Source organism: Acidilobus sp. 7A (genome assembly GCF_003431325.1).
Taxonomy (GTDB): domain Archaea; phylum Thermoproteota; class Thermoprotei_A; order Sulfolobales; family Acidilobaceae; genus Acidilobus.
In genome coordinates this window covers 122,840-135,081 of sequence record NZ_CP010515.1, presented here as the reverse complement: position 1 = coordinate 135,081, position 12,242 = coordinate 122,840, and the positions used below count along the sequence as shown (strand labels likewise).

General features: G+C 61.8%; 9 protein-coding genes. 3 read left to right on the top strand and 6 right to left on the bottom strand.

The features are described 5' to 3' along the window. Window positions 1–3: 3 nt before the first annotated feature. Window positions 4–618, bottom strand: a complete 615-nt coding sequence (locus SE86_RS00650; protein WP_117353851.1) for a DMT family transporter — start codon at window positions 616–618, stop codon at window positions 4–6. 299 nt (window positions 619–917) lie between these two features. Here SE86_RS00650 and SE86_RS00645 point away from each other — a divergent pair, with 299 nt between their 5' ends. After that, window positions 918–1,544: a hypothetical protein gene (locus SE86_RS00645; protein WP_117353849.1), complete on the top strand. Its 627-nt coding sequence runs from the start codon at window positions 918–920 to the stop codon at window positions 1,542–1,544. Here SE86_RS00645 and SE86_RS00640 read toward each other — a convergent pair. Then, complete coding sequence (locus tag SE86_RS00640; protein WP_117353847.1) at window positions 1,541–1,987, bottom strand: Sjogren's syndrome/scleroderma autoantigen 1 family protein; 447 nt, start codon at window positions 1,985–1,987, stop codon at window positions 1,541–1,543. The two genes, SE86_RS00645 and SE86_RS00640, sit on opposite strands and share 4 nt — an antisense overlap. A gap of 252 nt (window positions 1,988–2,239) precedes the next feature. Here SE86_RS00640 and SE86_RS00635 point away from each other — a divergent pair, with 252 nt between their 5' ends. After that, entirely contained in the window at window positions 2,240–3,391 is a 1,152-nt protein-coding gene (locus SE86_RS00635; RefSeq protein ID WP_117353845.1) for a THUMP domain-containing protein, read from the top strand. 27 nt (window positions 3,392–3,418) lie between these two features. On the opposite strand, the gene SE86_RS00630 is transcribed toward SE86_RS00635, so the two are convergent. Genes SE86_RS00630 through SE86_RS00620 form a run of 3 tightly spaced genes read right to left on the bottom strand, consistent with a single transcriptional unit; the run spans window position 3,419 to window position 6,651 of the window. Further along, window positions 3,419–3,937: a 4Fe-4S dicluster domain-containing protein gene (locus SE86_RS00630; protein ID WP_117353843.1), complete on the bottom strand. Its 519-nt coding sequence runs from the start codon at window positions 3,935–3,937 to the stop codon at window positions 3,419–3,421. 43 nt (window positions 3,938–3,980) lie between these two features. Continuing rightward, on the bottom strand, window positions 3,981–5,783 hold the full coding sequence (locus SE86_RS00625; protein WP_117353841.1) for an aldehyde ferredoxin oxidoreductase family protein: 1,803 nt from the start codon (window positions 5,781–5,783) through the stop codon (window positions 3,981–3,983). Window positions 5,784–5,841: 58 nt separating this feature from the next. Further along, window positions 5,842–6,651 carry an N-acyl homoserine lactonase family protein gene (locus SE86_RS00620; protein WP_117353839.1) on the bottom strand — a complete coding sequence of 270 codons (810 nt, stop codon included), beginning with the start codon at window positions 6,649–6,651 and terminating at the stop codon, window positions 5,842–5,844. Between the two features lie 136 nt (window positions 6,652–6,787). Here SE86_RS00620 and SE86_RS00615 point away from each other — a divergent pair, with 136 nt between their 5' ends. After that, window positions 6,788–8,083, top strand: coding sequence for a hydroxyacid-oxoacid transhydrogenase (locus SE86_RS00615; protein ID WP_117353837.1), 1,296 nt, complete (start codon window positions 6,788–6,790; stop codon window positions 8,081–8,083). A 75-nt stretch (window positions 8,084–8,158) separates the two neighbouring features. On the opposite strand, the gene SE86_RS00610 is transcribed toward SE86_RS00615, so the two are convergent. Further along, the gene (locus SE86_RS00610; RefSeq protein ID WP_117353835.1) at window positions 8,159–12,085 is read right to left on the bottom strand and encodes a protease pro-enzyme activation domain-containing protein; all 3,927 of its coding nucleotides are present in this window, start codon (window positions 12,083–12,085) and stop codon (window positions 8,159–8,161) included. Between the last annotated feature and the right edge of the window lie 157 nt (window positions 12,086–12,242).

Genomic DNA, 12,242 nt, shown 5'->3' with positions numbered 1-12,242 from the left:
GCTTTAGCTCAAGGCAACGAAGGCCCCGAGCACCATGACCCCGAGGCCGGCGGCCTGCACTACGTTTATGGGCTCCCCCACGGCCGCCTGTATGCCAGCGGCCACGGCCGGCACCGAGTAGCTCAGCAGCGTTGCGGTGGAGACCCTCATCCTCTCGAGGACCTTGCTCCAGGAGAGGAACTGGAGGGCCCCTCCAAGGGTTGAGGCCCACGCGAGGCTCTCGGCGAGCTTAACGTTGAGCCTCAGGGGAGCGGGGTCGAGGGCCAGGAAGGGGAGCATAATGGCTGTGCCGAGGACGAACATGGTGAGGTTGACTGAGGACATGTCAACACTCCCTCCCCTTCTGACAGCTATGACCCTGTAGAGCACCGTGTAGCCAGCCCAGAGGACGGTGTTCAGAAGGGTCAGGGCGACGCCGAGGGCGGAGCTCCTTGTCCTCAGGGACGCGACGGCGTAAAGCAAGACGCCAACAGCCCCTATTGCGACGCCCGTCGCCCCCCTCCTGCTAAGGCCCTCGCCCAGGGCCAGGTAACCCATTATCATTGCTATAAATGGCATGAAGTAGCTTATGCTTGCTGAGGTCGCCGGCTCCACAAGGGAGAGGCCCCAGGCCCACACAACCGAGCTCGAGGCCGCCAGGGCAGCCAGGAGGCCACGTCCATGCCCAGGGTGAGGCGCCTCGACAGGGCAGCATCACAAGGGCTGACAGCGCGAACCTGAGCACGGTGAAGGCCAGGGGGCTCGCGTAGAGCAGCCCCTCCTTAACAAAGAAGTAGAGCAGCGACGAGCCGGCCACGTAAACTGCCATCCAGCCAGCGCTTGTCCTGTCCATGGCTCCCCAGGGCCTGTAGAATGCCTACTTAAAACCTTAGGTTAAAGCTTTAAATTAAGGCCAGCGCCCTTAGGCGTGAGAGACCTTGAGGAGGACATCCCTCTCCACAATGATAGACGCCGCGATACTCCTCCTCGACGCCTGCAGGGAGAGGGGGCTGAGGTGCAGGGACCCGCCCCTCGTGACGGGCAGGGTTCTCCAGAGGCTTGAGCTGAACCAGTACCAGGCCAGGGCCTTCTGGGAGGACGCCGAGGAGCTGAGCAGGGAGGACTACGTGATCTACAGGTACAGGGCCGTGACCTTCAGCCTCAGGCTCTCCCTGACGGAGGCCGAGCTCATGCACGTGGACGGCTGGGTCCCGGTCGACTACCTCGAGTGCAGGGCCAACAGCGGCCGCTGCGAGAGGTCCCCAAGGGGCAGGGCCCTCTACGCCTACGTGATAGGCAAGGTAGAGGGGGGAGAGCTGAAGGTGAACGGCATGAACATACTCAGGGTACTTGACGTTGCCGTGCCCGGGCTCGCCAGGGAGCTGCTGGAGGGGGCGAGGGACGTGCTGTGGGGCAGAGGGTCCGCGAGGCTCCTGGGGGCCCTCATGAATGCTCTGAAGCTTGAGAGCGTCAGGCTAGTGCTGCCTGAGACCCCGGACGACGAGAGCGGCCTCATGAAGCTGTCGCCGCTCCTCTCGAGGCTGACGAGGCAGGCCGGCGCCTAGCCCTCCTCCTCGCCCTCCTCCTCGCTGGCCCTCCTCGCCTGCTGTGGGGCAGGCCTGGGCTGCGGCTGCTGAGGCTTCGGCGAGAGCCTCTCGAGTCTCAGCCTCATGACCCTCTCGGCCTGCTCCATTATTGAGAGCAGGTCCCCCGCCTCGCTCACGTCCCCCTTGTCCATGAGCTCCCTCAGCCTGACGCTGGCGAAGTACTCGAGCCTCCTAAGCGTCTCGTCTATCTCGACCTCTCGAGCCTCCTCGTCGCTGTTAACTATGTACACCTTGCCGTGGAGCGGGCAGACGACGTCGCCGTTCTTGAGCCTGAAGAGGGGGAGGCCACATATGGGGCAGGTCTGCTCAAGCATCACGGCCCCCTGGGCCATGAGCTGGGTCATTATCTTTATTACCTTCGGGTCCTTCCTCACGTCGTACTTGTTTCCCTCCTCGCTCAAGCCTATTCCCAGGTGCTGTGTCGCCCAAAGTTAAAACGCGCTGGTCCCTCCCCGCGAGTGGCGAGGTCCGTCATCCCTCTATAGGTTCTGAATTACATGGTCCTAATAAAGGCGTTCTCCCACAGGCTCAGCGTATGAGTGCGCCTCAGGCCTCCTCCTCGCCGCCATAGGCGTTAGCGCGCTCACTTACGCCCTGGAGGCATATGCTTAAGCCTTTTGGGCCTCCTGCCCAGCCGTAGCTCGGCACAGAGAATGACGGCGGTTGTGGCCACCCTGGCGGGGGAGCTGTGCATAAAGGGCAGGCAGACGAGGTTCCACATGGTCAGGGAGCTGCTAGCTAACATATCAGCTGCCGTGAGGCTCAGGTCGTCAAGGGTCTACGGGGGCCTCCTCGTGCTAGACGTTGACGGCGACCCCTCCGCCCTCTCAAGGGTCTTCGGCCTCGCCCACTACGCGGTAGCCAGCGAGGTCAGGTACGATGACCTGGGGGACCTGGTGAGGAGGGCGGCGGAGCTGACAGCTAACGACGTCAGGGGGAGGCGCTTTGCCGTGAGGGCCAGGAGGCTGAGCGAGGACAGGTTCACCAGCCTTGACGTCAACAGGGAACTGGGGGCAGCCCTCCTGGGCGGGTCCGCGGGGGTGGACCTTGAGTCGCCCGAGGTCACGGTGTATGTTGACATGGTTGAGAGGGGGCTGGCCTACGTCCACACCTCCCTTCAGGCGGGCCCTGGGGGGCTGCCGGTCGGGGTCGCCGGCAGAACAGTTGCCCTCGTCTCAGGCGGCATAGACTCCCCCGTGGCGACGTGGATGATAATGAGGAGGGGCGTCGTGCCCGTCGTTCTGAACCTTGCAATAGGGGGGAGGGAGCACAGGGAGGCCGTCCTGAGCGAGGTTAAGCTTTTGAGGCCGTGGGCGGGCCGCCACGACATAAAGGTCTACTTCATAGACGGGGTCCCAGTTATGAAGGCCCTGGCCGAGGTCAGGAGGCCCCTGAGGGTTATAGCCCTCAAGAGGGTCCTCTACAGGCTCGCCGAGGCCCTAGCTCGCATAGAGGGGGCGCACTCCATAACGACCGGGGAGTCGCTCTCGCAGGTCTCCTCCCAGACCATGTGGAACCTTGAGGCTGAGGAGCACGGAATAGAGCTGCCCATACTGAGGCCGCTGATAGCGATGGACAAGGAGGACATAGTGAGGGTCGCGAGGTCCATAGGGACCTATGGCGTCTCAGCAAAGGTGCCTGAGTACTGCTCCCTCGCGGGCCCCTCCACCACCAGGGCCTCTGTGAGCGACGTGCTCGAGGCCGAGAAGTCCATGAACCTCGACTACGCGGCGCTCGTGAGGTCAGCGGAGGCCGTAAGGGTAACCCTTGAGGGCCGGCCGAGGCCCCCAGGGAGGGCCATCTAGACAAAAGCCGGTGAGCTGCTCCCTTCTTCAGGCCCTGTTGTTCAGCTGGCTGGACCTCTCGGCCGGGTACGGCACTATGGGCACCATGGCCTTCTCCTGCAGCTTCGCGAAGAAGTAGCGCTTGTAGTAGGCCGCCTCGTTGACGTCGACGTAGGCCAGGGCGCCCTCAGGGCACGCCTTGACGCACGCTGGGTCGCCGCCGCACAGGTCGCACTTTATGGCCTTCTTCTCCACGTGGTCAATGGTTATGACGCCGTACGGGCAGACCTCCACGCACCTCTCGCAGCCGTCGCACCTGGCCCTGTCAATTACGACCGAGAACGTGTTGGGGTCCCTGTATATGGCGTTGTGGGGGCATACCCCCTCCATGGCGCAGAGGCCGCACTGTATGCAGAAGAGCGGGGCGTCCAGGGGCTCCCTCTCCAGCCTAAGCACGTGAATTGCCGAGAGCTCGGGGTCGAAGACCTTGAAGTGCTCGAAGCTGCAGGCGAGCTCGCACCTACCACAGCCAGTGCACTTCTCAGGAATTGCAATGAGCTGCTTCAAGCCAGGCACCGCCTATCCTCAGTGGCAGGGGCCTTATTTTAGGCTATCCTTGGCCCGTCTGTACTAAACTAACTCTGAGCGCCTCAAGCGTCTCCTTAGTGGGCCTGCCCTCCTCGTCGTAGCCCCTCAGCCTGTAGTACGTCATAAGCATGGACCTCCACTCGGCCTCTGTGACGACGTAGCTTTTGCCCTCGAACTCCACCGGCTCGCTGAGCCACCTGGGGGGCAGCCTGTCCTCCTCAACTGTGGTGCCGTTCATGAGCCTGTGCAGCACGATAATTCTCTGGGCGACCTGCCTAAGTGTCTCCTTCGTGTAGTCGAAGCCTGTGACTGCGTTAAGGGACCTCACCAGCTCGTCCCAGCCGTAGGCGTTCCTGCCGAACTTGCAGAGAACGGCGCTGTCATATACCGCGTTCCTCTCCTCCAGGTCCATAACGGCCCTAACCTTCTCCTCCCCGGTGGCCTGCCTGCCCCCCGCCAGGCCGGGTATGTCAACAGCGTAGGCGCTTGCCCACAGGTGGTCGGCGCCCCTCTCGGCTACAGCGTAGTTGAGCGCCATGCCCTTGAGCGTCCTCGGGTCGTAGCCCGCCGGCTCGAGGCCCTTGACCTCTACCGCGGCCTCAGGGTGACCCAGCTCCTTGGCGGCCTCCTTGGCCCCCAGGGAGAGGACCTTGCCTATCCCCTCCCTCTTTGCTATCATGAATATGAGCTCCCTCATGCGGGCCGCGTCCCCAAACCTCACCCCCTCCCCTGGGCTGACGGCCCCCCTCTCGGTGAGGTAGGCGAGGAGGCCGAGCACGTTCCCTGTCGTTATGGAGTCCAGGCCCATGTCGTCAACGACGTGGGCCAGCTGTATCAGCTCGTCAGGGTCAACTACCCCGGTGAGCCCAGCCAAGGCCATTGTGGTCTCGTACTCGAGCTCTACGTAGCCCCCGTACCTCCTGGAGGCCACAGTCTTGTGGCAGGCCACGGGGCAGTGAAGGCACGTGGTCCTCTTGCCCGTGTAGTAGTACTTGCTCAGGACGTCAAACCAAGATATCCTCCTCCAGCCTGGGGCCGAGACCCTGGTCCAGTAGAGCGAGGGGAAGAAGCCAGTCCCGTTCCCCGCGTCTATTGTGCCGAGGGTGCCGTTGTCCCTGTACGACTTGGCCCCTGTGGCCAGCCTCCTCGTCATCTCGCTTATCATGGCCCACGTCATCTCTGGGTCTGCAGCCTCGACGGCCCTGCCGCTGGGCACGAAGACGACCGCCTTGAGGTTCTTTGAGCCCATCACGGCTCCTCCCCCTCCCCTGCCGAACTGCCTCCACGTCTCGTGGTTTATCGACGCGAACCTCACCATGTTCTCCCCTGCCGGGCCTATCACTGCTACGGCGGAATCGTCGCCGTGAACCTCCTTCAGGGCCCTCTCAGCGTCGAGGGTGCCCATGCCCCAGAGGCCTGAGGCGTCCCTGACCTCGGCCCTGCCGCCCTCAACCACTATGTAGGAGGGCCTGCTGGCCCTGCCGGTGACCATAAGGACGTCGGCCCCGGCGTACCTCATTATGACGGCCAGGGAGCCGCCGACCGTTGAGTAGCTCCACCTGTTGGCGAGGGGCGACATGAACACTGCCACGGCCCTTGAGGAGAGGGGCATCCCTGAGCCGGCCAGGGGGCCTGAGGCGAATATCAGTGGCGAGTCCGGCGACAGGGGATCCACGCCCCTCCTGAAGCCGCTCCTGGAGGCTAGCAGGAGGCCCAGGCCCCTGCCGCCCAGGTAGGCCTTGACGTCCTCCTGCCTTGCCTCGTCGTAGCGCACAGCCCCCGAGCTCAGGTCGACCCTTATGAGCCTGCTGAATGTCCCCTCCAAGGCTCGACCTTCCCCCGGTGCAGGTGACTGGGAAAGGAAAAATGCAAAACTATGCTCGTCAGAACAGGGGCCTGGGTATCCTGGGGTACTTCTGCCAGTTGGTCGGGTCGTGGGTCATGTACATGTGGACCCTCCTTGACGAAGCCCAGAACTTCAACTTCCTAGTGAAGGACTCGAACTGCTCCCCGTTGAAGAGTAGCCACCCCTTGCTCTCGGCCTGGAACTCCTCAGGCATGTGGAAGAAGTCCCCCATGAAGTACCACGTGTCCCCGTTCGGGGCGTCCACCTTGACCACCATGTGACCTGGCGTGTGGCCACCCGTGTGGATGACCTCTATGCCTGGCAGCACCTCAAGCCTCTCCTCGTCGATGAGGACCCACCTGGCGCCCTTCAGGGGCTCGAAGTCGCCAGGCACATAGGCGCCGTACTTGCCCTCCCATATCTGCGTCAGGGCGTGGGCGAGCTCAAGCTTGTGCGCTATAAGGTAGGCTGAGTCCCTGAAAAGGTAGGCCTGCCCAACGTGGTCCAGGTGCAGGTGGGTGAATATTATTGCCTTTACGTCCTCCGGCTTCAGGCCGAGCGTCTTGAGCTGGTTGACAGACACGTTCTCCTCGCTGAACTTGACCACAGGGAAGGCCTCGAAGGACTCCTTGGGCCACGCCTTTGATGCCTCGGGGCTCGGGCCTGAGTCAATCATTATCCAGCCGTCCTCGTGCTCTATCAGGGCGCCACTCATAGGGAACTCCACCCACCTCCTCGGCTTGTCCTTCTGGCTGTGCGTGGCCGCGTCGGGCAGGAACCAGCCCCACTCGGCCTGCATGAGGCCATAGTCCAGGAGGTACGCGTGCTTGACCCTGGTCTCAGCCATGGGCCTCGCCGTGGCCTGAGGGGAGCCAGTGCCTATATTTTCAGATAAGTGGTATTATAAATATGTGGGATAATATATACACGAGAAGGGGCCCAGGATAAAGCTACCAGGCCCCAGGCTGAGATGGGCGGAAGCCATGTCTTACTCCCAGTCCTACCTGGCGTACTCGGAGTACACGGACTCCGTCTTCGTGATAAACCTGCCCTACATAAAGTTCGGCCTCGGGGCCTCCAAGGACGTCGGCTACGAGGCCAGGAGGCTCGGCATGACCAGCGTCCTCCTCGTCGTGGGGAAGAGGCTGGCTGAGACGAGGCTGGCTGAGCAGGTCAGGGGGAGCCTCGAGGCCCAGGGCATAAAGGTCGAGGCCTTCACTGACGTGCACGTAGAGCCTGACGACGAGGCCATAGTGAGCGGCTTCTCCAAGGTGAAGGACCTGAGGGTCGACGGCTTCGTGGCCCTGGGCGGAGGCTCGACGATAGACACCGCCAAGCTGCTCAACCTCCTCTACTCCTACCCGAGGGACCTCATGGACTACGTCAACAAGCCCGTCGGCGGCGGCGCCTCCCCGCCCGGCCCCCTGAGGCCCATGATTGCCATACCCACGACGGCTGGCACCGGGGCGGAGAACACTAATGTGGCGGTGCTTGACGTAAAGAAGCTCCACGTCAAGACGGGCGTGAGCAACCAGTACCTGAGGCCCTCGGTTGCCATAGTTGACCCCCTGACGACAATAACCATGCCGCCCATGGTCACCGCGTCAACAGGCCTTGACGTCCTCAACCACGCCATAGAGTCCATAACTGCCCACCCGTACACAGCAAGGCCTGCCGTGAGCCCGGCCGAGAGGCCCGTCTACGCCGGCTCAACGCCCATAGGCGACCTGTTCCTGCCCGTCATAACGTGGGCCGCCAAGTACCTGAGGAGGGCCTACGCGGACCCATATGACATAGAGGCAAGGTACTACATGCAGCTCGGGGCAAACCTGGCTGGCCTCGGCTTCGGCCACGCGGGCGTGCACGTGCCCCACGCCATGGCCTACCCGATAGCTGGCATGGTGAGGGACTGGCGCCCGCCGGACTACGACTTCGGCTACCCCATAGTGCCCCACGGCATAAGCACTGCAATACCAGCCGCCTACGCCTTCAGGTACCTCGCCCCCTACAACGAGGACAAGTTCAGGCTTGTGGCTGGCGCCCTCGGCCTTGACACGAGCGGCACGGGCAGGGAGCTTGGCGAGAGGATATTTGACTACTACATAAGGCTGCTCGAGGACCTCCACATACCGACCAACCTGAAGGAGGTAGGGTTCAACAGGTCTGACCTGGACGCGCTCGTGGAGGGGGCGTGGGCGCAGCAGAGGCTGCTAGTGCTGTCCCCCAAGACAATATCTAAGGACGACCTGAGGAGGATCTTCAGCGAGATGCTCGAGTGACCCGGCAGACGAGCTTTAAAAAAGATAACGGCAAAAACCTTTGTTTTGAGTCTGTCGGAGCCCGGGCGCCGGCCTTCAGTGCCTCCTGGACAGCGCGACCGCAGCTATGACTAGGGATATGACGGAGATCACGGCCACCCCCACGCCCAGGCTGAAGCTCCTTGAGGCGCTGCTGTAGGCCTTGGTGGCGGTCGTGCTGATGCTCGAGACTCTTGAGCTTATGTTGGATACCGTTGAGCTTAGGCCTGAGACAGTTGAGCTGAGGGCGCTTAGGCTGTTCCCTAGGCCTGTCACGGTCCTGTTGACAGCGCTCACGTTTGACATGAGCCAGCCTGACAGGTCGCTGATCCTTGTGCTCAGCTGGCTGGCCTCCGACGTTAGCTTTGAGCTGAGGGCGCTTAGGCTGTTCCCTAGGCCTGTCACGGTCCTGTTGACAGCGCTCACGTTTGACATGAGCCAACCTGACAGGTCGCTGATCCTTGTGCTCAGCTGGCTGGCCTCCGACGTTAGCTGGGATACCGTTGAGCTTAGGCCTGAAACAGTTGAGCTGAGGCTTGAGTACTCCTGCCGCAGCTCGCCCTCCTCTGACCAGAGGGCTGACAGGTTGTGCATAATTGAAGACTCCACGCCGCTAACTAACGCAGTGATCTGCGGGGGCGTCACATAGTTGACGTGCCCGGACACGCTGCTTATGACGTCGCTCATGTAGAGGTTTGCAACGCCGCTGGCGACCACAACCCTGGAGGCCCTTACGTTAACCAGGCTGACGTTGGAGTTCACGACGTATATGGTGCCGTAGGACTGGGAGTCAGCTATCGTGACGTTGCTGTCAACTATGTAAACGTTGCCCTCAAAGACGGAGCCCTCTATGGTGCCGTTGAAGCCCGTTATGTTGGCGTCGTAGAAGAGGCCGTTGTACGGGTAGAAGCTGCCAGGGGTTAGGACGCCTGTGTAGTAGACGTACTTGGTCTCAGCCACATGCGCTATCGCCGCCTTAGCCGCGGGCACGCCATTGAAGGCGTTGCCGGTCACGACCACAGCCCAGGGCTCACCTGCGTACAGCCCCGAGAAGGCCGTTGAGCCTGGCGAGAATGGCGAGGGCGTCGTGGCGCTGCCGACCCACAGGCCCAGGCTTGAGTTGTAGTAGAGCGGCACGTTGACGCCTGAGAGCGCTAGGCCCTCGAAGGCTCCAAGGTCTGCCTCGGGCACCAGCACGGCTGAGAACTGGCCGTACTTGACTGGGGTCCCGTTGCCGTAGGTTATGTTGGCATATATTGTGATAGACTGGCCCTGGGCCGGGCTTCCTGGCGAGACCCAGACCTTGACGTTGAGCGGGGCGCCCACGTAGACCATGCCAACGCCGATGCCCTCCACGTAGCTGGGACTTATGTTGCTGCTTGCAAGGGTGTAGGAGCTGTAGTTGGCCTCAAGCACGACCCAGTAGTAGCCTGGGCTTATGTTTTCGGGCACCTGCAGGAGGCCTGTGTAGAGGCCCACGTTGGGGTTGAAGGTTATCTGGGCGCTAGACACGGCCTTCCCCGACAGCGAGACGAGCTCAGCGGTCACGTTTGAGCCTACCTCTATGGCATTAAAGAGCGACGTGCCGAGGCTTAGCGACTGGTAAGACTCGGTCTCAATGGGCGGATAGACGAGGCCTTCCACAAATATGTACTGACCGGGCGCGACGACTCCTGGCATAGACAGGACCTCAGGGAACAGTTCGAAGTTCTGCAGACAGTCACCGAAGAACACGGGCACCAAGCCAAAGGCGGGCGGCGTGAACTCTATAGCTACGTAGCCTGCAGGCGCGTTGAAGTATAACATGGTGTTAATAAGTGGCCCTGTGAACACGTATTCGTTATAGGCGCTGTAGGTGTTATCGAGGAAGTTATAGTAGCTTATAACCATCTCGTACTCTGTTGAGCTTGGCGCTGGAGACCCGTTTAGCTCAGTCACATTGAAGTAGAGAGGAAGGCCTAGGGACGGGTCCCATGGCGAGTCGCTCACCGGCCAGGCCACCGTGACGAAGTAGCCGCTGAAGGCCTCCGTGAAGCCTATGCCCCAGCGTCCTGCTGAGGTCCCGTTGACCTGCACGTACGTTGTGCCGCTGCAGTTTTCAGGCACCGTTATGTTGGCCTGCCAGAGCCCGAGGGACTGCACGTAGGTCATCTGCTTCGTCAGCATAACGCCCTCGGGCGTCACAAGCTCCGCCTTGAAGTCACCGTTCGTGACCTCGCTGCCGTTGCTGTAGGTTATGTTGGCCTCTATAGTCGCGCTCTCCCCCGGCAGTAACTCAAGCGGCTGGTAGGCCTCGGCCTGGTTCACCATGCTAACGCCGTTCACGACGACGCTGACGCTGAGGGACGGCATATGGTTGCTTACAAGGGCCTGATTGCTCAGCTCGTGGGCGAGCACGCCAACGTTTATGGAGCCGAGGCCTGTGACCAGGTTATAGCCGCTGTTTGAGAACCAGGGTATGTTGTAGCCGAAGGTTACCGGTATGAACGCGCCCCTCGCCGACGGGTTCTTATACAGCGCGTAGAGGGTTGGGGACAGCAGGCCGAGCCTTTGGTTTAGGTAGGACTCTATGAGGGCCAGGAGGCCAGCCGTCAGCGGCGACGCCTCGCTGGTGCCGCCATCTATTATGGTCTCGTTACCATATGTTATCTGATATATGCCTGGGAATATGTTGGCGTTGGCTGAGACGTCCGGGATCGCCCTGCCGTAGGGGAAGCCCTGGGGAGGCGTTGGCGCCACGCCCTCCTGCCACCACGGCATGGGCTCAAAGTATGAGTAGCCTCCCGTGCTGCCGCCGAAGTTGAAGAAGAAAGGCACGAAGCCGGCTGCTGACCACGCAGTGGAGTATGAGGAGCTCGGCGTCCCGTTGGGGTAGAAAGTGAGGTAGGTGGTAGTGCCGCCCACTGCGAGCACCCAGGGCGAGGAGGCAGGGTAGTTCACGCCCCCCAGTGGGCCGGCGCTGTACCCCATGCCTCCGCCGTCGCCACTGCCCGCAAGGAACGTTATGCCCTCTGCAGTCCCAAGCGCGTAGTACATGTCTGTCAGGTATATGTTGTAGAGGTAGAAGCTGAAGCCATAGTAGGAGAACTCGGACTCGTAAATTCCGAAGCTCTGGCTCACTACAGAGACCTGATCGAGCTGGTCTATGGTTGCTATTGGCACCACGAGGGGCAGTGCGCCGTTAGCAGCATAGAGCACTATATGCGCTCTAGGCGCAGCGCTCTGCACAGACTCAACGTCGAGCTCTATCTCAACATTCCAGCCTGTCACAAGGCCCAGGTTGGGGTCATAGGGCCCTATCGGCACCACTGTCAGGTTGGCAGGGGGCAGGCCGTAGACCTGGTCGAAGTAGGCCAGGGCCTGGGCGACGATAGGGTCGCCGTAGAAGTCCAGGATGCCAACGCTGACGTTCTGTCCGTAGTACCCCATGGAGTAGAGCGGCGTGACGTTGTAAGCCCTTACGACGTCCGGCAGCGAGTAGGCCGTGAGGGACGTGACGACCTGCTGGCCCCTGAGGTCAGGCTTAACTATGTGTATGAGGGGCGGCGACCTGAATATCACGGCGGTCACGTTTGAGACGTAGGGCACGAGGCCGAGGGCGTTGCCGCTGTAGGAGGTTACGGCATAATATGACAGCGAGCCGTTGCTGAACATGCCTACCTTCACCCCCAGGGCGCTCTCAACGTCCTTCACCGTGCCCTCGAAGACTATGATGGAGTCGGCCGCCGTGTAGAGCACCCTGAGGCCGTGGGACGCCAGGTAGGACTCAGCCTCCTCGAACCGCTGGGTCGGGTAGAACAGCTCCTGGACCTGCTGCGGCGTCAGGAACCTGTGGTAGAGCGGCGAGCCGGGCGTGCTAACCGCCTGGGCGTAGTAGTATATGAGCTGGGCGTTCCTGAGGGGCACGTAGAGCACTCCGAGGACAACGGCGTCCCTGCTCATGCCGCCGACGTACCTGTAGCCTGGCAGGGGCTGCGGCGCCACGGCTGAGGGCGTTGGGCCTGCCTGGGCCTTGGCAACGGCGGGGCTGGCACCATGGCCAACGCGAAGAGAAGAACGAGAAGCAGGGGCGACCACCTAACAAAGGCATGCTTCAAACGGATCGCCGCGCTTTTAATGACGTTCACATACTTAAGGCTTT

Excerpts from the sequence above, each read along its gene's own strand:
- SE86_RS00635 (WP_117353845.1), top strand. The coding sequence starts at position 2,240 with ATGACGGCGGTTGTGGCCACCCTGGCGGGGGAGCTGTGCATAAAGGGC.
- SE86_RS00620 (WP_117353839.1), bottom strand. The coding sequence starts at position 6,651 with ATGGCTGAGACCAGGGTCAAGCACGCGTACCTCCTGGACTATGGCCTC.
- SE86_RS00615 (WP_117353837.1), top strand. The coding sequence starts at position 6,788 with ATGTCTTACTCCCAGTCCTACCTGGCGTACTCGGAGTACACGGACTCC.